At 58.0% G+C, this 18,779-nt stretch carries 17 protein-coding genes and 5 pseudogenes; 10 read left to right on the forward strand and 12 right to left on the reverse strand.

Translation table 11 applies throughout. The annotated features are described in order from the left end of the window. Positions 1–891: OprD family outer membrane porin (locus ORL50_RS20180; protein WP_266017552.1), on the forward strand; the 891-nt coding region annotated here is incomplete at its 5' end. 358 nt (positions 892–1,249) lie between these two features. After that, positions 1,250–1,484, forward strand: a pseudogene (locus ORL50_RS20185) (transposase); the annotation flags it as partial. A 46-nt stretch (positions 1,485–1,530) separates the two neighbouring features. Here ORL50_RS20185 and ORL50_RS20190 read toward each other — a convergent pair. The 3 pseudogenes from ORL50_RS20190 to ORL50_RS20200 all read right to left on the reverse strand — a co-directional run. Beyond that, positions 1,531–1,749, reverse strand: a pseudogene (locus ORL50_RS20190) (site-specific integrase); the annotation flags it as partial. Continuing rightward, positions 1,743–1,958 (reverse strand): annotated as a pseudogene (locus ORL50_RS20195) (chromate transporter); the annotation flags it as partial. The pseudogenes ORL50_RS20195 and ORL50_RS20190, both read right to left, overlap by 7 nt. Before the next feature lie 97 nt (positions 1,959–2,055). Beyond that, positions 2,056–2,184: pseudogene (locus tag ORL50_RS20200) on the reverse strand (Na+/H+ antiporter NhaA); the annotation flags it as partial. A gap of 289 nt (positions 2,185–2,473) precedes the next feature. Between ORL50_RS20200 and ORL50_RS20205 the strand changes: the two are divergent. From ORL50_RS20205 to ORL50_RS20230, 6 genes and pseudogenes are all read left to right on the forward strand, one after another. Beyond that, the gene (locus ORL50_RS20205) at positions 2,474–3,469 is read left to right on the forward strand and encodes a zinc-dependent alcohol dehydrogenase family protein (RefSeq protein ID WP_032902064.1); all 996 of its coding nucleotides are present in this window, start codon (positions 2,474–2,476) and stop codon (positions 3,467–3,469) included. Positions 3,470–3,650: 181 nt separating this feature from the next. Beyond that, on the forward strand, positions 3,651–3,953 hold the full coding sequence (locus ORL50_RS20210; protein ID WP_150578558.1) for a putative quinol monooxygenase: 303 nt from the start codon (positions 3,651–3,653) through the stop codon (positions 3,951–3,953). Positions 3,954–4,119: 166 nt separating this feature from the next. Then, positions 4,120–5,244 carry an alkene reductase gene (locus ORL50_RS20215; RefSeq protein ID WP_032902060.1) on the forward strand — a complete coding sequence of 375 codons (1,125 nt, stop codon included), beginning with the start codon at positions 4,120–4,122 and terminating at the stop codon, positions 5,242–5,244. Positions 5,245–5,350: 106 nt separating this feature from the next. After that, positions 5,351–5,656, forward strand: coding sequence for an ArsR/SmtB family transcription factor (locus tag ORL50_RS20220; RefSeq protein WP_017735055.1), 306 nt, complete (start codon positions 5,351–5,353; stop codon positions 5,654–5,656). Positions 5,657–5,720: 64 nt separating this feature from the next. Then, positions 5,721–6,689, forward strand: coding sequence for an LLM class oxidoreductase (locus ORL50_RS20225; protein ID WP_044275553.1), 969 nt, complete (start codon positions 5,721–5,723; stop codon positions 6,687–6,689). A gap of 108 nt (positions 6,690–6,797) precedes the next feature. Next, positions 6,798–6,962, forward strand: a pseudogene (locus ORL50_RS20230) (PfkB family carbohydrate kinase); the annotation flags it as partial. A gap of 347 nt (positions 6,963–7,309) precedes the next feature. On the opposite strand, the gene ORL50_RS20235 reads toward ORL50_RS20230, so the two are convergent. From ORL50_RS20235 to ORL50_RS20265, 7 genes are read right to left on the reverse strand one after another with little or no spacing between them, the layout of a single operon-like run. Continuing rightward, the gene (locus ORL50_RS20235; protein ID WP_032902057.1) at positions 7,310–7,747 is read right to left on the reverse strand and encodes a hypothetical protein; all 438 of its coding nucleotides are present in this window, start codon (positions 7,745–7,747) and stop codon (positions 7,310–7,312) included. Positions 7,748–7,757: 10 nt separating this feature from the next. Next, entirely contained in the window at positions 7,758–8,591 is an 834-nt protein-coding gene (locus tag ORL50_RS20240; protein ID WP_150578559.1) for an enoyl-CoA hydratase/isomerase family protein, read from the reverse strand. Between the two features lie 37 nt (positions 8,592–8,628). Next, the gene (locus ORL50_RS20245) at positions 8,629–9,363 is read right to left on the reverse strand and encodes a nitroreductase family protein (protein WP_032902085.1); all 735 of its coding nucleotides are present in this window, start codon (positions 9,361–9,363) and stop codon (positions 8,629–8,631) included. Beyond that, entirely contained in the window at positions 9,363–10,283 is a 921-nt protein-coding gene (locus ORL50_RS20250; RefSeq protein WP_032902053.1) for an alpha/beta hydrolase family protein, read from the reverse strand. The genes ORL50_RS20245 and ORL50_RS20250 overlap by 1 nt, the downstream gene beginning before the upstream one ends. Further along, on the reverse strand, positions 10,280–11,971 hold the full coding sequence (locus ORL50_RS20255) for an AMP-binding protein (RefSeq protein WP_032902052.1): 1,692 nt from the start codon (positions 11,969–11,971) through the stop codon (positions 10,280–10,282). The genes ORL50_RS20250 and ORL50_RS20255 overlap by 4 nt, the downstream gene beginning before the upstream one ends. Positions 11,972–11,983: 12 nt before the next feature. Continuing rightward, on the reverse strand, positions 11,984–13,759 hold the full coding sequence (locus tag ORL50_RS20260) for an acyl-CoA dehydrogenase family protein (RefSeq protein WP_050587209.1): 1,776 nt from the start codon (positions 13,757–13,759) through the stop codon (positions 11,984–11,986). Between the two features lie 21 nt (positions 13,760–13,780). Next, positions 13,781–14,578, reverse strand: a complete 798-nt coding sequence (locus ORL50_RS20265; protein WP_032902051.1) for a crotonase/enoyl-CoA hydratase family protein — start codon at positions 14,576–14,578, stop codon at positions 13,781–13,783. A gap of 168 nt (positions 14,579–14,746) precedes the next feature. On the opposite strand from ORL50_RS20265, the gene ORL50_RS20270 reads away from it, so the two are divergent. Continuing rightward, positions 14,747–15,322, forward strand: a complete 576-nt coding sequence (locus tag ORL50_RS20270) for a TetR/AcrR family transcriptional regulator (protein WP_032902049.1) — start codon at positions 14,747–14,749, stop codon at positions 15,320–15,322. On the opposite strand, the gene ORL50_RS20275 is transcribed toward ORL50_RS20270, so the two are convergent. Next, the gene (locus ORL50_RS20275) at positions 15,319–15,930 is read right to left on the reverse strand and encodes a TetR/AcrR family transcriptional regulator (RefSeq protein ID WP_032902047.1); all 612 of its coding nucleotides are present in this window, start codon (positions 15,928–15,930) and stop codon (positions 15,319–15,321) included. The genes ORL50_RS20270 and ORL50_RS20275 overlap by 4 nt on opposite strands. A 105-nt stretch (positions 15,931–16,035) precedes the next feature. On the opposite strand from ORL50_RS20275, the gene ORL50_RS20280 reads away from it, so the two are divergent. Beyond that, positions 16,036–16,431: a cupin domain-containing protein gene (locus ORL50_RS20280; protein WP_050587208.1), complete on the forward strand. Its 396-nt coding sequence runs from the start codon at positions 16,036–16,038 to the stop codon at positions 16,429–16,431. An 8-nt stretch (positions 16,432–16,439) separates the two neighbouring features. Here ORL50_RS20280 and ORL50_RS20285 read toward each other — a convergent pair whose 3' ends face one another. Further along, a complete protein-coding gene (locus tag ORL50_RS20285) occupies positions 16,440–17,894 on the reverse strand; it encodes a tyrosine-type recombinase/integrase (protein ID WP_150578560.1) in 1,455 nt (484 codons plus the stop codon). Positions 17,895–18,779 lie beyond the last annotated feature (885 nt).

Here is an 18,779-nt window from a genome sequence, read left to right on the forward strand (position 1 = left end):
TTAAAAGCCAGGTTTTCTAAAACCGAGCTGAGACTGGGTGAACTTCAACCCGACATTCCCGTGTTGCCCTTCAGCGACATTCGGTTGCTTCCACCATCCTATCAGGGTGTCTCCTTTTCCAGTAGCGAACTTGCTGGACTGACCCTTCAAGGCGGGCGTATCAAATCGACTAGCCTTCGAAATGAAGCCGGGGACGAAAAATTGATCGCCATGTTGGGCTATATCCCGCAACGCGCGTCGCCCAGTGATGCCTTTAATTATATGGGGGGTGACTATAGTTTTAATGAGTCACGTACCACCGTCAGTGGTTGGTACGCCCAACTGGAGGACATTTACCGGCAGAGTTATGTTGGCATTAAGCATAAGCAGTTAGTGGGGCGTTGGTCACTAAGCGGTACGTTGGCACAGTATGATGCTGTTGAAGATGGTGATCACCTAATCGGGAAGGTCGATAACCGCGCTCTGTATGGCACACTCGGGGTGGCAAGGTCCGGGCATGCTGTGACCGTAGGGTACCAAAGAATGTACGGTGACACCGCGTTCCCCCGGGTGTTCGCCAATATTGCGCCCTTGGCCAATGAACTGCCCACTTATGACTTTTCATCACAAGACGAGGTGTCTTATCAGGTGCGTTACGACTATGACTTTGCGGCGGTGGGGGTACCGGGCCTGCTGTTTTCGACTAGATACGTCGTGGGGAACAACGTTGAGACAGGGCGCGGCTATGAAGGTAAAGACAGCGAACGCGATATCGATATGTCTTATGTTTTCCAGAGCGGGCCTGTCAAGGGATTCGGCATCAGGCTTCGCGACGCGGTAGCGCGGTCTAATTACAGAACTGATATTGACGAGTATCGCGTCGTCCTCAGTTATACCTGGAAGCTCCTATAGCGTTGCGTTCGCCCCAGCCCTGCGTGCCAACATCAGGCTTAACCCCAGGACCCGTGCGCGGTCACTGTGGGTCTTCTGCTCAGCCCCCCCCCCTCGCGGCTGCACCCCACTACTTAGTGGGGGGAAGGTTTTGCAGGAGCTTGACCTTGCTTGTTAGCACGGTCAGTACAGTCGATATCCACGCGCGATCCTGGGACACCCAAGGAAACTGTGAGCACTGTCTGGATGTGTTATCCCACAAAGTTTTGACTGGCTCTGGTACGAGTTCCGGGGGAAACACGACCCAAGAATGGCAGTCGTGGATTTCACGCTAGATGTCCGCTTCTCGCGGATTTCTATAGCTAGATAGGCCGTCTGTCCGTCGATTGATCTTGAACTGATGATCTGCATGCTGGACGTGGGCTATTGCTACGGCATTCGCTCAGAGCCGCGATTGTGCGAAGGCCCATTGAATATGGCGTATCGCTGGTTCTGCCGGTTGAGCCTTGAAGATGAAATACCCAATCATTCGACGTTTTAAAAATCCACACGGCCGTTTTCGCGACAGCGATCTCTTTCGCTGGTTGTTTAATGAAGTGCTGGGTCGCTGCATGGACGTAATCTACGAATCTATGAGAACTCAGCACTAATGATGCCGGCTTATGAAAGTGGTAGTGATCCAGTGGCGGCGTACGCTGGAAAAGACATCATTGATTCGGTCGGTTGATGATCGTAAGTGGAGGACAAAACTGCACTGGGTCGATCACCCAGCAGGTTCCAAGCGCGCTTCTTTTCTTCGGCGTAATCATGATACAGGTAGTGACGTCTCACCCGAGATCCGGCCAGTACATGGTTTTGGCACCGATCGATAACATCCAGATCTGACTGCTTGCAGGCCCTGGCAGGAATTGGCACAGTGCCAACAAGTCTGCATAACTGCGTTCGGACAACCAGCGCCGTCGTGTGACGAACTCGTCACGGAAATAGCCTAAGTGCACGATGGGGCCGCCGAAGGAGCTCAGTCCAAGGCGCAGAAAGATGAGAAAGACAGACCACGGGCTGTGGTGGTCAGTGTGGGTGTTTGTCATGCGTTTGCCTTCGTGCATGAAAGTAGCCGAAGGTTTGCCAGGTACCCGGCCGTCCGAGTGAGGCAAACCTGCTGGGCTGAATAGCTGGCGCTCTTGCGCCCAGGAGCAGTGCCAACGACACACCGAGCATGACCGTCAAAGAGCCTTCATTGGCCAGATTGACGCCATCAAGGCTTACGCCGGCATTGGCGAGCGCAAATAACGGCATGATTACATAGGCGACCCAGATGACCGGCGAAGAGCGAACCACGCCGTGGCGCACTTAGCGGATGGCAGCATTTTTTTCGACAGGGAGAGTTCATAGGCAGCGTAGATAGGGGGAGCAGGGACGGGCATAAAATTATTAAAATTACATATTTACAAATCTATATATGGCGAATAGCATTTGCATGTCCGTGAAGTAGCCACGCACCGGACACACAGACCGAAGCGACGTTGTAACGCGCGGGGCGGCTAACCTGCGCCAGCCAAGGGCTGGCTCGCTGCTCCCATCCCTCAATAGAAGGAGACCCAAAATGACCCGTGTTGTCCGTTTTCATCAGATCGGCGGCCCCGAAGTCTTGCAGATCGAAGAGCTCGAAGTTGGCGCTCCGGGCTCCGGCGAGCTGCGCATCCGCGTCGAGGCGATCGGCCTGAATCGCGCGGAAGCCATGTTCCGCTCGGGTGTGTACCTGGAGCCGACGCATCTGCCGGCCCGGCTCGGCTACGAAGCTTCCGGCATCGTCGAGGCGCTGGGCAGCGGCGTTCACGGCTTCGAGGTTGGCGAAGCGGTCAGCGTGATTCCGGCTTTTTCCATGAACAAGTTTGGCGTCTATGCCGAGCAGGCGATCGTGCCGGCCACGGGGGTTCTGAAGCGGCCGGCGGGCGTCGGCGCGGTGAAGGGGGCGGCGATCTGGATGCAGTATCTGACCGCCTATGGCGCACTGATCGAGATTGCCCAACTCAAGCGCGGTGATGCGGTGATCATCACGGCGGCTTCGAGCAGCGTCGGCTTGGCCGCGATCCAGATCGCCAACAGCGTCGGCGCCATTCCGATCGCGACGACCCGGACGCGCGCGAAGGAGGCGGCGCTACGCGAGGCGGGGGCGGCGCATGTGATCGCCACCGAGGAGCAGGACCTGGTCGCGGAGGTAATGCGGATCACCGACGGCCGCGGCGCGCGCATCGCCTTCGACCCGGTCGCGGGGCCGCAAGTCGAAACACTGGCGCAAGCGATGAGTCAGCAGGGCCTGCTTTTCATCTATGGCAATCTCAGCGGTCAGGAGACGCCGTTCCCGGCCTTGGTAGCGATGAACAAGGCCCTGAGCGTGCGCGGCTACACGCTGTTCGAACTGACCGGTGATCCGCAACGCTTGGCGCCTGCGCAAGCCTTTATCACGCGCGGCCTCGAGGCCGGACAGCTGAAGCCGATCATTGCCAAGACCTTCCCCTTCGAGCAGATCGTCGAAGCGCACCGTTACATGGAATCGAACCAGCAGTTCGGCAAGATCGTCGTCACGGTATCTCGGTAGAGGCAGTTCGTGAAAGACCAGGAGAGGGCAGAGTCGCCTTTCCCGCGACTGCGGAAATGACTCGACGCTGCCCCTTCATCCCCGCCACGCTGGAGCTGGGCGGCAAATCGGCGAATATCGCGTTGGGCTTACTGGAATACGTCACGCATGGTGATGTCGTCGTAACAACAGGAGGTACGTCATGGTCAAAGTAGCGTTGTTCGTTCGTCTGGAAGCAAAGCCTGGGAAAGAGAAAGAGGTAGAGAACTTTCTCTTGAATGGCCTTCCAATAGTGGAGGAAGAGCCAGCCACTACGGCGTGGTTCGGAATCCGCTTGGGGCCGTCCACCTTTGGCATCTTTGACGCCTTCCCGGATGAAGCAGGTCGGCAGGCTCATCTTTCGGGCAAGGTCGCAGCGGCGCTTATGGCAAAGGCTGCCGAGCTGTTTGCCAAACCGCCGTCAATCGAGAAGGTTGACGTCCTGGCGGCCAAGCTACCCGGCTAAGCAAACCCAACAAGGCGCTCCAGTCGCGTCCCTGCCGCTTTGCGGCGGCAGGGACGCGACTGGGCTTGGACGTCCACCGGCCTGTTCTAAACGGAGCGCTCGAGAGGTGCCTGTCCAGGCACTAGCATCTATTTATCTACAAACGCAAATATATAGGTAGTTACACATGAAAGATTCCATTCTTTTCGAAAGCACCACGCTGGGCCCCTACAGCCTGAAAAACCGCATCGTCCTGCCGCCGCTGACCCGTTCGCGTAGCTCGCAGCCAGGCAACATTCCCAATGACCTGATGGCGACCTACTACCGCCAGCGTACCGGTGCCGGCTTCATGGTCACCGAGGGCACCCAGATCGAGCCGCGCGGCCAGGGCTACGCCTGGACCCCGGGCATCCACAGTGCCGAACAGATCCTCGGCTGGCGCAAAGTGACCGATGCGGTACACGCCGAGGGCGGCACCATCTTCGCTCAGCTCTGGCATGTCGGCCGGGTCTCGCACACCTCGTTGCAACCCAATGGCGAAGCCCCGGTGGCGCCATCGGCGATCCCGGCCGAGGGCGTCAGCGTATTCATCGAGACAGGTCCCGGCACCGGCGCCCTGGCGCCGCCTTCGATGCCACGTGCACTGACCACCGCCGAGGTCAAGGAGCTGGTACAGCTCTATGCACAGGCCGCTCGCAACGCCCTCGACGCCGGTTTCGACGGCGTGGAAATCCACTCCGCCAACGGTTATCTGATCAACCAGTTCATTTCCGCGCACAGCAATCAGCGCGACGACGAGTACGGCAGCTCGTTGCAAAATCGCCTGCGCTTCCTCCGTGAGGTGACCCAGGCGGTGGCCGCGGTGGTCGGTAAAGACCGGCTCGGCGTGCGTTTCGCCCCGTTGTTCGCCAGCACCGACGAGGCCCGCGTATATCTCGGCCTGGTCGAAGAAAACCCACACGAGACCTATGTCGAAGCGGTCAAGGTGCTGGAAGAAGTCGGCATCGCTTACCTGTCGCTGGCCGAGGCGGATTGGGAAAACGCACCGGAGCTGCCGGAAAGCTTCCGCAGCGCGGTGCGCGAGGTCTTCAGCGGGCGCATCCTCTATGCCGGCAAATACACCGCCGAGCGAGGCAAGCGTGTGCTCGAGGCGGGCTGGGGCGATCTGGTCGCCTTCGGCCGTCCGTTCATCGCCAACCCGGACCTGCCCAAGCGGATTGCCAATGGCTGGCCGCTGAACCCGGTCGATCCGGCCAGCATGTACGGCGGAACCGCTGTCGGCTACACCGACTATCCGACCTATGGCGGATAGTCCGCTCGAGGTGCCGGCCCCCGAGCGATACGGTTCGGGGGCCGGCGCATTGTCGGTTGAGCGGGCATATCGTAATATAGCAAAAAATAGTTATCGTGCGTGACCTATGAGTATCGACGTAAGCGAAGCGCTGAAGGCGCTAGACAACCCAACACGCCTGAACATCCTCAGTTGGCTGAAGGATCCGCGTCATCATTTCCCCGAGCAGGAGGTGGATCCTGAGCAGGTCGGTGTCTGCGTGAGCATCATCCAGGATCGGGTAGGCCTGTCGCAGTCGACCGTCTCGCTGTATCTCGCTGCCTTGCAGCGGGCGCAACTGGTGACCTCACAACGCATCGGTCCCTGGACTTATTACAAACGCCATGAGCAGAACATCGCGGCGTTCCAGGTGGCCTTGAAAGCGCTGATTTGATGCCTGCTCGCAGGCGTTTTTTCAGCCCTTCAAAATCTATATTTTGAAATATGTAGGAGAGAAGATGTTAACTCCGAATTCCATTCCCTATCAGCAACAACCTGGCTTTCAGCACACCTACCGCCAAGGCCGCCTGAGCCTAGGTCTTTTCTTCCCCCTCGAAGCCTTTACCGGCGATACGCCGAGTATGCTCGACCAAGTGAACCTGGCCCAACGCGCCGAGAAGCTGGGTTTCTCTGCCCTCTGGTTTCGCGACGTGCCGTTACGCGACCCCAGCTTCGGTGATTCGGGCCAGGTCTTCGATCCCTGGGTCTACCTGGGTTTTATGGCGGCACACACTCGCTCGATTGCGCTGGGCACCGCGTCGGTCATCCTGCCAATCCGCAATCCCCTACACACCGCCAAGGCCGCAACTAGTGTCGATCAGCTCAGCGGTGGCCGCCTGTTACTCGGCGTGGCTTCCGGTGACCGTCCAGTAGAGTTTCCGGCATTCGGTGTCGACCCGGAGCAACGCGACAGCCTGTTCCGCGAATACCTCAAGGTATTTCGCGAGGTTCAGCGCAGCAGTTTCGTGCCTTTGACCTGGTCCGGCGGCACGCTTGAGGGGGCCGATCTGATTCCCAAGCCGACGACGGCGGAAATTCCTTTCTTCGTCACCGGCCATAGCCGCCAGACGCTGGAGTGGATCGCCCGCTGCAGTCATGGCTGGATCAGCTATCCGCGTGCACCGAAGACTCAGCAGCTGATTGTCGAGGACTGGCGCAAGGCGGTTCGTGCCGAATGTGGTGAACTGTTCAAACCCTTCACCCAGTCGCTATACATCGACCTGACAGATAACCCGCAGACACCACCTCGGCCGATCCACCTGGGCTATCAACTGGGGCGACATCACCTGATCCCGCTGCTGCACAGCTTGCAGGAGATCGGCGTTAACCATGTGATCATCAATTTGAAATACGGCCAACGCCCCGCAGGTGAGGTCATTGAGGAACTCGGTCAGTTCGTTCTACCTGACTTCGTCATGTCAGCATAAGCCGGCGTGGTGAGGCATCAAATCATTATCCGTGGGGATTGCTCATGAGTTTCAAGGCAGTATTGCTTAACAAGGACCAGCAGGGGTTCTCTGCTCGTGTGACTGAGCTTGGTTGATACCACGGCCGCTGGCGATTCGTTCAACGCGGGTTATCTCGCCAGCAGGCTGGACGGCGGCACTCCACAACATGCAGCTGCCGAAGGCCATAGGCTGGCCGGGCGGGTGATTCAGTATCCGGGGGCATTGATTGCAAGGGAGGTGATGCCGGATTGACAACATGTAGCCGTTTGACTCCGGCCGGAATGGCTCAGGTAACGTCGCGGTGAAGCTGGTAGGCGATGCTACGCAACGGCACTGATAATCAACCGGATCGGGCAACTGCCTGACCCATTCATCCCGAAAGAAGCACCCTCATACCGCGATTGCGAAGCAACCCGAACAATAGTAAACCGGTCGAACCGGCGTCGGCAAAACCCTCGAATGACCAGGTGCGTAAAGTACGTAATAGCAATTGGGAACCGACGCGCGAATAGCCCATCATGGCTCTGCTGGTGCAGATGTCACTCGTCTATCAGAGGTCGGTGACCAACCCTCCGCAGCCCACGTGACCTATCAAAGGGTCAGCGAAGTACCATCAAATAGACACCGCAGGCGAGTGCCATTAGCCCAGCCGGGATGGCCAGCAAGGAGATCCGGTCGATCAGCTTGGACTGATAAATGACATCGGCGAGGTCGTCTGTCTCTGCGGATGCACGTCGCTTCAGTACGGGCACAAGGCACAGTGCATTGCCGAGAACAGCGATGCCTCCTGCCACAACTTTTAGGGCATAAATGCCGTCGAAGCGCGCAGGCTCGATGAGCAGCAATCCGGTCACCAGCACCACGCTGAAGGCGGGCATCTCGAAGAACAGATCGATCTGGCTGTGCAGCCTGGCGACTGTGAAGCCCTGACTCCGACTCTGTGCTCGGGTGCGTTCAAGCAGGTACTCGACCGCTACGACGCCCAGCCAGAAGGCCACGGCGAAAAGATGTAGTTGAAGCAAAAGGTTAAATCGCATGGTGTTCTCCTCAGTCCCTGATCAAACCTGGCGTCTTAGTTGGTGCATCGGAGCGTCTGTCGGGATGATCGCGCTCAAGAAAGCGACGCAGCCCCTCGCGGGTCTCGGGTTGATGGATGGAACGGTTGAAGCACTCCGCCTCGATGCGCAAGCCCTCAGCCAGGGGTTGACCATAGCCGCGGATCGCGGCCTCCTTGTCCGCGCACATGGCGGGTTGAGGGAGGGCACAGAGGAATTTGGCCAGTTCCATCGCACGCTCCAGTGAGCGCCCTTTGGGGACCACTTCATTGGCCAAGCCGATGGTGAGGGCTTCAGAGGCCGAGATGACCTTGCCTGTCAGGATCAGCTCCATTGCCCTGCCCAACCCCACGATGCGCGGCAGGCGTTGGCTGCCGCCATCGGCCAGGCCAATGTTCCAGCGGCGACAGGTCACACCGAAGGAGGCGTGCTCCTCGGCGATGCGCATGTCTGCGAAGCAGGCCCATTCCAGGCCGCCGGCGTAGGCAGCGCCATTCACAGCAGCGATCACGGGCTTGTAGATGTCCGTCCAACGGCTGGGTCCGAGAATACCCGGGCGCTCGCCGCGGTCGTGCGCAGCAATCTCGTCCGCGGTGGAAGGCACCAGGTCAAATCCTGCCTCAAGGTCTCCACCGGTACAGAAAGCTTTGTCGCCGGCACCAGTGATGATCGCAACCAGAGCACTCTGGTCATCCCGGAAACGTGTCCAGGCCTCCACCAGCTCCAAGTGGGTGGTTGGCCCAATGCAGTTGCGCTTGTCTGGGCGATTGAAACGGATGACCCTGATAGGGCCGTGTGTCTCGTAGTCGATTTGGGTAAAAGCCATAGCAGCTAGCCCTCTTGTTATTGTTCTGTGCGGATGATCAATGCCACGCCACGCGCTGATTGAGCGGGAAGCGCAACCGTGGGTTGTAGACCGCGCGTTCTCCCGGCATCCCGACCGCCAGCAGCATGACTGGGATTGCGCCTTTCGGAACGGGCAGCACCTGCTTCAGACGCTTCTCATCGAAGCCCTCCATGGGGCAGGTGCTGTAGCCGTGGCTCTGGAACGCCAGCATCAGGTTCTGCGCCGCCAGCGCTGTCGACTTCACGGCCCAGAGTCGCATCTGTTCCAGGCTATTGGGCGTGCGCATGACGGGGCGCCTGAAGCCCATCAGCCTGACCATCTGTCGTTTGAGCAAACCGCGCCAACCCAACCAGCCCTGGTTGTACTGGAATGGGGCGCTGTTCTTGTAGAAATGCTCAATCGCCTTGGGCACAGCGGGTTCTGGCCAAAGCCTGAGTACATCGGCACATGCCTGTTCCCAGGTGTTCGAATGTGCGAACACGGCAATGATCAGCGGTGCTTTCGCAGCGCTCTGGCCCAAACACACAGGCTGCAGTTGTTGCAGGAGATCGGGATTGCGTACGACATGAAAAGACCAAGGCTGCAGATTGCATGAGCTAGGTGCCAGCATTGCCAGCTCCAGGCACTCCTGGATAACCGCCTTGGGCACCGCTTCGGCCGTGAAACGTCGCACTGCGCGCCGACTTTCGACCAGTGAGCGGAATACCTTGGCGGATGCAGAAAACTCTGTGCGTGGCGCGGTGGTGCTCATCAGCGGCATCCCGTGCCAGCGCGACTTTGCGTCGTTGTACTGTTGCTCTGCGCCGCAAACCAGTTGAGCACCTCGTCCCAGGCATCCGTAGCTGAAGCCCGGAAATACCCCATGTGACCGATGGGGTGCTTTTTCGTCTCGGGATGGAGATCACGCGTCAGCAACGGAGCATTGCGATAACCCTTGAGGAAGGCGTCTCGCGAGGCAGGAGGCGCCCATGGGTCATCCACCGCATTGGCGAAGACGCAGGGCATGCGGACTTCTGCATAAAGGCTGGCGACCGGAGCCATTGAGGGATCGTCGAAGAAGTAATGGGGGTGGGCACACCAGCGCCGCCAGTCTTTGTAGACACCCAGCGGCAGGTCATCGCCCATCCCCAGCATGCTCCAGGCCATGTAGCCCTTGTACGCGACGATCAGCGGCAGAACACAAGACCACAGCAGGCGAACCTTGAAGGCTTCAAGCCTGGGCATCCACCCGGCCCATCCGGCGCCAGTACCGAAGCAATAGGCAGAAGTGATCTTGTGATGATTGGGCAGCAAGCCCAGAGCATGCCCACCAAAGGAGTGGCCGACCCAGAACAGCGGAGTCCTGCCATCGTCCATGTGCTCAACGGCTGCTGCCAGATCGCGAAAGCCCCAGTCCAGGTAGGACATCTCGAAACCTTTCAGGGATGTGGGCCTGGACTCTCCGATACCTCGGTAATCGACAGTCAGGACGTTGAAGCCTTGTTTACTGGCATGCTCGGCGAAGCGGCGGTAGAAACGCTGTTGCACACCGGTCGCACCGGCCATGATCAGGTTGCCCTTCAGATTGCCCTGTGCTGAATAGCGGGTGGCGGCGAGGCGGTAGCCGTCGTCGGCCACTAGCGTCAGTTGATCAATCACCGAGAAGGTGGCGGCTGAATTAGGCAGAGTCATTCAGAGCACTCCTGCTGTTCTGCGCCAACCAGTTCTTTTCGGAGAATCTTGCCCACATTGCTCTTGGGCAAGTCGTCTCGGAAGATGATGCGGCGGGGACGCTTGTAGCTGACTAGATACTTTTCGCAGTGTGCGATCACGTGGGCCTCATCCAGATAGGGTTGGCGACGAACGACGTAGGCGATGGGTATTTCTCCGGCCTTCTCGTCAGGAGCCGGCACGACCGCCGACTCCATCACCCCGGGGTGAGCATTCAGAACTCGCTCGATCTCCGAAGGGAAGACTTTGAATCCCGAGGAAATGATCATTTCCTTTTTGCGGTCGACCAGGCGCAGATAGCCGTCCGGGTCGAAGAGACCGATGTCCCCCGTGCGGAAGAAGCCATCGCTGGTGAATGCAGACGCGTTTTCTTCGGGCCGTCGCCAGTAACCGGCCATGATGGCGGGGCTGCGCACACATATCTCGCCGGCACCGACGGTGACCTCGTCGTCATTCTCGCTTCGTAGGGAAATTTCAATTCCCGCTACTGGCAAACCTACCGAGCCGGGGCGGGAGCGTCCGGCCGGGTTGCAGGAAATCAGTCCGGTTTCAGTCATACCGTAGGCTTCGGTGATATGGCAGCCAGTGATCCGGTGCCAGAACTTGGCCGTGGACTCGCTGACCGGCATGCCCGCACCGAGGCAGAGAGCGAGGTCCGTGAAGTCCTGCGAGTGAAATTCTTCGTTCTCCAGGAGCGAGTTGTAGAGGGTGTTGACGCCGGGGAAACTGCTTATGCGGTGCCGGGACCACTCTTTGACAAACGCCGTGGTATCGCGTGGATTCATCACCAATACCGCTTTACCGCCTTTGGTCAGGGTGAAGAGCAGATTGCCCAGGCCGAGAATGTGGTAGAGCGGCACCGCGAGCAGCAACACGTAATCCGGCTCGGCCCTGCCTAAAAGATGCGGACGCAGAGCCGAATGCTGTTGGCCAACGTTGAACAGCAAAGCCCGATGACTGATGGGCACTCCTTTGGGCTGCCCTGTAGTGCCACCGCTATAGATTATGAAGGCCGTCTGCTCGGCTGTAATGGGCGCGCGTTGACTTAGTTTGGTCGCACGAGTCGCTACGACCTTGCGCCAGTCGACGGCTCCTTCTATGCGGGTGAACTTACTACCCAAGCGTCGATGAGCTACCCAATTAACCAATGTCCGTCGCCAGCCTAGTTGATCACCTGGGGCGACTTGCACAGCAATACTTACACCGGCCTTGAGCATGGCCTGCTGGACACCCTGGCCCATGGGTTCGAAGAGAAATACAGCTTTGACTTCACTGTCCTTGAAAACCTGCGCCAGCTCCTGCGGCGTATACAAAGGGTTCACACAGACGGCGATCAAACCCGCCCGGATTATTCCCAGGCACGCCACCGGATGGGCGAGCATGTTCGGCAAAGCGACTGCAACCCGAGCTCCCGGTTGCAGCCCCTGGTTGATCAACCAGGTCGCTACCGCAGCACTCAGATTCTGTAATCGCTCGTAGCTTATGTTGGCACCCATTGCCGACACGGCCGGGGCTTTAGGCGTTTTCATAGCGCTACGCTGCAGCAGCTCTTCTATGGTGCAAACCCCAAGGTCAGCAAGCTCGCTGCCACTCTGCCGGGTACTGACTAACTTCAGTTTCTCATTATCTTTTTTATTTGAACGATTCATCTGTGGTCCGCCCTAGCAGAGTTGGATCTGTTCGAGCAGCCCAAGACGCGATGCATTGCGCTTCAGCTTTTCGATAAGTGAAGGAACACGTACTTCGGCTTCGGAAAAATACAGACGGGCCAGGGCAGGTTTGCTTCTGAGGAATTTTTCATCAGAAGTTGACGGCGCGGCGGCATCCGCGATCCATGCCCACAAATAGCCAAAAACAACGGTACCCAGCAGTTCAAGGAAGTCCGGCGCAACCAAACCCACAACGTCCCGGTTGAAAACCGTATCGACCGATAGTTGCTGAACCAATGGTTCGAACTCGGCCCCCCATGACGCCAAGGTCGTGACGACCCCTTCCAGTCCTGGACGCTGGCGCAGACGCTCGGCTAGCGCGGGGATGTGGCTGAGGAAGATCCCCAAGCGCTGTCCCTGATCGCTCAGGGTCTTGCGCCCCAGCAAGTCCAGAGACTGGATGTAGTTTGTGCCTTCATAGATCGGACAGATGGCCGCATCGCGCAGCAGCTGCTCCATGCCGGTTTCGACGATGTAACCGTGCCCACCGAACAGCTGGAGAGCGGACGAGATATGTGTACCCGCGTGCTGAGACAGGTAGCCCTTGACGATGGGGGTCAACAACTCTGCCAGCTGTGAGGCCTGCTTACGTCGCGCGTCATCCGGGTGGCAACGCGCTTCATCAAGCAGGGTGCCGACCCAGGCGCAGAGCAAGCGTGCTGGCTCAATAAACAGCCGCTGCTGAACAAGGCTCGACTTGACGCCAATATGACTTAACAGAGGGTCAGCGGGTTGATCGGGGTGCGTGGCACCATTCAGCGCGCGGCCTTGCAAGCGCTCCTGGGTGTAGCGCAGCGCGTTCTGGTAAGCGACCTCGGTCAAACCTACGGTTTGGACACCGACGGCGAGCCGTGCGCTGTTCATCAGCAGGAACATGCAGGCAAGGCCACGGTTCAATTCGCCGACGCGGTAGCCCCTGGCATTCTCGAATGCCAGGGCGCATGTGGCGTTGGCACGAATGCCATGCTTGTGCTCAAGCGCGATGACCGACACCCCGTTGGCTGAGGCAGGAACCTCCAATTGGTATTTCGGCACGACGAATAGGCTGAGGCCGCCAGTACCTGCCGGGGCCCCTTCCGTTCTGGCGAGCACCAGGTGAACGATGTTCTCGGTCAGGTCGTGATCGCCGTTCGAGATGAATATCTTGGTTCCACTCAGGAGGTAGGAGCCGTCCGACTGTGTGACTGCAGTCGTGCGAATCAAACCAAGATCGCTGCCAGCCTGAGGCTCGGTAAGGCACATGGTGCCAAGCCATTCGCCACTGGCTAGCTTGTCGGAAAACAGGGATCGAACCCGCTCATCGCCGAATCGGTCGACACAACGGAGAACACCTTCGCGCACGTTGGCGAAAATGCTGAAAGACAGGTTGGTGGAGGCGAGCATCTCGTCAAAAAAGACACCTGCCGTTCCTGGGAAACCTTGCCCCCCAATGGACAGTGGGACCGTCAGAGCAGGCCAGCCGTTCTCCTGAAACAGGCGGTAAGCTGACTTGAAGCCCTGTGGGGTTTTGACCCCACCCTGTTCAAGCCTGCAACCCTCGGCATCGCCGCTGCCGTTCAAGGGCAGCAGTTGCTCTTGGGTGAGCTCGGCACCGACCTCCAGAGTGGCCCTGAACAGGTCGGCGTCGATATGGTGGTGCTCTGGCAGCAGAGGCAACAGCTCTGAAAGTCGAAGAACCTTGTGAGCGAGGAAGTTGAACTCCTCCAGTGGTGCTTGGTACTGCAGCATCTCTTGCCCCTGCCTTATTGCTTAACGACCTTTGAACACCGGTTCGCGCTTCTGCATCATCGCCATGACGCCTTCACGCACGTCTTCGCTCTTGATCAGCGTGAACAGCAGTTCGTTGAGCTTGGAGAGCGCAGCATCGTCACCCTCGTCGCGCGCCTGGAAGGCAGACTGCAGGGTGGCCTTGATGGCCAGCGGTGCGGCTTTGGCGATGCGCTCGGCGTACTCGATGGCGCGCACCAGCTCTTGGCCGGACTCAACGACCTCTGTCAGCAGACGCATACGCAGAGCATCGTCAGCACCGAACTCTTCACCGGTCAGCATGTAGCGCATGGCATCGGTCCAGCCGGCAGCTTGGGTAAAGCGCACGGTGGAACCGCCAGATGGCGGAATGCCGCGCAGTACTTCCAGGTGAGCGAAGCGGGTGTTGCTGGCGGCGATTGCGATGTCGGCGTTGAGCACCAGCTCGATGCCCGCGGTCCAGCAGGTGCCTTGCACGGCGAGGACCACTGGTTTGGTGCGGCGCGGCTTCGAGACACCCCACGGGTCGATACCCTCGTCCGGGTACTTGAAGCCGCCCGAAGCCAGCTTCGGCGTCAGCTCCATTAGATCAAGGCCTGCCGTGAAATGGTCGCCGTGGGCGAACACGACGGCGCAGCGCATTTCATCGTTGCGCTCGAATTCACCCATGGCCAGGGCCAAGTCATTGAGCATGGCGCTGTCGAAAGCATTGCGTTTGCCGGCCCGGTCGAGGCCGATAAGGAACAGATGACCACGCTGCTCTCGAGTGACGCGACCCGGACCGCTGTTTGCTTCGCTCATGAGAGCTTCTCCTGACTTTATGAGGGGCTGCCTGGTTTTTTCCAAGCTGAAGATACTTACCGAATGTTCGGTTAGCTGAAACTAAACAAACATTCGGTAACCGTCAAATTGTTGCAGCAAGGCTTATGACGTAGAATCAGCGAGGATTATCGAGAGCAGGTTTACCCCGTGCGCCCATTGAAAGTATCCCGCGATGAACTGCTGCAGCGCTGCGCCAACACTTTTAAGCGTCTCGGCTACCACGGCACCACCATGGATGCCTTGTCGGTTGCTTGCGGGCTGACCAAGGCGTCCTTCTACCATCACTATCCCAACAAGGAGTCGCTTCTGAGGGATGTGCTGGAGTGGACCCATGGGCGCTTGAAGCAATCGCTGTTCTCCATCGCTTTCGATGAAAGCCTGACTCCTCAGGAGCGACTCACAAGCATGGGGCGCAAGGCAAAGAAACTCTTCCAGGACGACTCGATTGGATGCTTGATGGGTGTTGTGGCAGTCGATGCCGCTTATGGGAAGGTCGATCTCATGAAGCCGATTCGGCACTTCATGGATGACTGGGCCGCCGCATTCTTCAAGCTCTACAGCGTCGGGCACAGCCAGGAGGACGCGCAGAATCTGGCGCGACAGCTGGTGGCTGATTTCGAAGGGGCTATTCTGCTGGCTCGTATCTATGGCGATCCGAGATACATAGATGCGGTCACTGAGCGTGGACTGCGGCAGCTGGAGCCCGCGGGTGCTGGTGGCTAGGCCAGTTCCCGTGCAAAACTCCGTTTCACTTCCTGCCAGATAAGGTCGAGCGGTGCCGCGCTGCGCGCGGCTCGGCACAGGGCAACAGAGCCCTCGATAGAGGCAATGGCCAGCAGCGCCAGGCTGCGTGAGCGAACGTCGGTCACTCCGGCCTCCTGCAGCGACCGGCCGACAATCTCCTGCCACTCACCAAAGATAGCGTTGGCTTGATCCAGTAACTGCAGCTGGATCTGAGCTTCGAGCTCCGGTTCAGGCTCGCCGCGCTGGTCGGAAGAGTACTGCTCAACCGCCACGGCCAGCACTGCACAGCCGGCTTGGAAGGCTGTCTCTTCAAGCGTTTTTCGCCACAAGGCAACGAAGAGCTCCATGCCTTTCACAGGGCCATGTTTGCTCAGCAGCTGTGCCAGCGGCTCGCTGACTTCCCGGCCGGCGTGCTCCACGGCTGCTTCGAGCAGTTGGCGCTTACCGCCAGGGAAGTGGTGGGTGATGGAGCCGCGTGGCGTGTTCGAGTGGCGCACGACCTCGCGCATGCTGGTTGCAGTCATCCCCTTGCGGCGCAGTAGATCCGCAGCGCCGACGATCATTCGGTCACGAGTGGAAGTAGTCATCTTAATAAATTATGCCATCTGTCATATTATGGTGTAGCCTCAGGCTCGACTATGCCACTTGTCATAGTCGTACATCCACCTATTCCGCTACGAGGCACCGAAAAGATGACTGCTCGTCCTAAGCTCCCCAATCCGATCGATTCTGTAGTTCTGGCATCGTTGGACACTCCCGATGGATGGCTTGAGTACCCGCTGGGCAATGATGTGATCGAGGGCAATCCGGACACTCGGATGAAGCTCTTGCGAACCGTTGGCGTGAAAACCCCGCACAAGTCCGTGGCGTTCTTCACCTCTCGTCCTGCGAAGTTTCATTGGCGCTTCGAAAACGATGAGGCTTTTGTGCTGATCGAAGGTCGTATCGCAATCACTATGGACACTGGTGAGAGGTTCGAAATGGTTGCGGGGGATGCCGTATCGATTCCGGCTGGGCACACGGGGGTCTGCGAGGTCTTCGAGTTCAGCCGGAAATTCACCGTGGTTACCAGTGGAATCGCTGATTAACGGTAGACCTATGAAGGTGACCATGTCTCTGTAGCCGCGTACGCTGGAAAAGACATCATCGACTCGGTCGGTGGGTGTTCGTAGGTTGAGGACAACACGGCACCGAGTCGATCACCCAACAGATTCCAGGCGCGTTTCTTCTCTTCGGCATAATCGTGATGCAGATAGTGTCGCCTCACCCGGGAGCCGGCAAGCACATGGTTCTGACATCGATCAATGACGTCCAGGCTGACCCCCAAGGCCTGCATCATGGTCGCGCCTGTGCGGCGTAGGTCATGCGGTGTCCAGTCGCCATTCTGGCCGTCGGCAAGCACCAGTGTATCGTCATGGCGACGTCTGGAGAGGGCTTTGCGGTTTTTGAATCGGGCCTGGCGGTCACCCACCTGCTTACTCACCACTTTCACGTCCACATGCCCATCATCCTGCTTGTTCGGAAAGCACCATTGAGTATCGCCCGTCATGGTCTTGAGTTCCTGAAAGAAGTGCAGGGCAAAGGGTGAGAGGAAAACATAATGGTCTTGTTTTTTGCGCCGGCTGCCTTTGACGTTCCCGCTCGGGATGAACCAGGTATGGTTCTCCAGATCGACATTCTTCCATTCGGCCTGAAGCAGTTCACCGATCCGGCATAACGTTCCCAAACAGATCCAAAGCGCAAGTTGGGACTCTGGTTTCAGGGGGCGAATTCCACCGTACTTCTCGCCGGCAGGTAGCGCTGCATAGTCGGTAGTCATTTTCTGAAAGCGTTGGTGTAATTCTTGAAGTTCGGTGGAGGAGAGGGTCCGAGTACGTTCCTCTTGGTAGTCACTGGGTACAAGCTTATCGATTTCGACCAAGTCTGCTGGATTTCCGTCGATCAGCAGTGTTCGCCATGGCTGTCGTTTCTGGGCCCATCCAAACATCTGAACGATATCCGAAAAAAGACTAATGGCTTGGCGAGTAGCGCCGCGAGCCATGACGGAACGCACCAGACCCCGCAGGTCATGCTCACTGACTGTACTGATGACTTTTGAGCCAACGGCGGGGTAAAGATCTTTCGCGAATTTTCTCCGTAGCTCGGCATTACCATCCTTTCGTGCCACACCATCGCGAAGCCATTCTCCCGCTAGGTCTAGCAGCGTTAGCTCCATAGATTTTTGCTGATCGGCTTCTGCGAGTTGTGCAGCCAGCTCCGCTTTCAGTCTGACCTTCCCTGCGCGCTTGTTCTCATTAGGATTGATCCCTTTTGCTAAAAGGTCTCGTGCTTCGTTGCGCTCCTTGCGGATTTCGGTCAACGACTTGTTTGGCCAGGTACCACACGAGAAGCGGGTGTAAATCCTTTCCCAGCGAAACTGGAAGTAAAAGGGGATGGCGATACCTTTTTTGCGGAGTGAAACCCTGCCCGCGAGGCTGCCTTCGTCGCGTATGATGATGCCGACATCCTGCTCGGTCAGTGCTTCCAATTCCTTGGCAGTGAGCTTGGCCATAATCAACCTCCTGATAAGTTTACTCCCACATTTACTCCCACTAATTCGTCAGCTAAGGGTAGATCAGGATAGAGGTCGTTGGAAGAGTGAAGCGCTCAAAGGCCTTGTTTTACTGGGTTTGAGGATTCTATAGGGGCGCAGCGCGAACCAGGGATGCATAATGCATAACTGAATGGGGTGCTAGGGGTCGAGTGTTCGAATCACTCCGTCCCGACCATATAATTCAAGGGGTTGCGAGATTTTATCTCGCGACCCTTTTTTATTTTTGTTCTTTTTACCCCCACAAAATTACTTGCAGTTGTTCCTCTGAAGTGGGCATGGACCACTGCATATTAAGTATTCACATCCGGTCCTAACCTTACTGCCTCGCTCATCTCGGTTTCTGACCTTCGACTTCGATCCTTCGATGTTGGCTCACCTGTTGAGCACAGTACCTCGGCCGCGCCATTCAAAAACTTGTCTGCAATTGGGGACACCAGTCAGCGTCGATTTTTTCGTTACGTGAAGGGTGCGGGTTCCTCCCTGCTTGCCCGGTGACTCCGCATTTAACGGAATTCACGGCCTTCATTGAAAAACTTCCCCTCGCCTGAATAGGTAAGTACTTGCTGAAAGCCTCACATGGACGTTCGCTTACGGCTGAGCAGGTCGCCGCGGGCTCGATGAGGCCGCAGGGCTGCGGCATTCATCGGTACTGGCGGCGGAATTAATCAAGGCGCTGGCGATTCTGTGGGGGGCGGTATCGAACCTGACCTTGGTCTTTGCAATGCCGCTGCTTACCTGGGCTGTTCGTTCCAGTGCTGGTTGGCTGGCTTTGGTTACGCCAGGCGTTAGTTGCAGGGCGGAGGCAAGGCGCTATGGCGGGACATCAAACCTTCAATATCGTTC

This window comes from Pseudomonas sp. RIT-562 (assembly GCF_026241895.1).
Lineage (GTDB): Bacteria > Pseudomonadota > Gammaproteobacteria > Pseudomonadales > Pseudomonadaceae > Aquipseudomonas > Aquipseudomonas mandelii_F.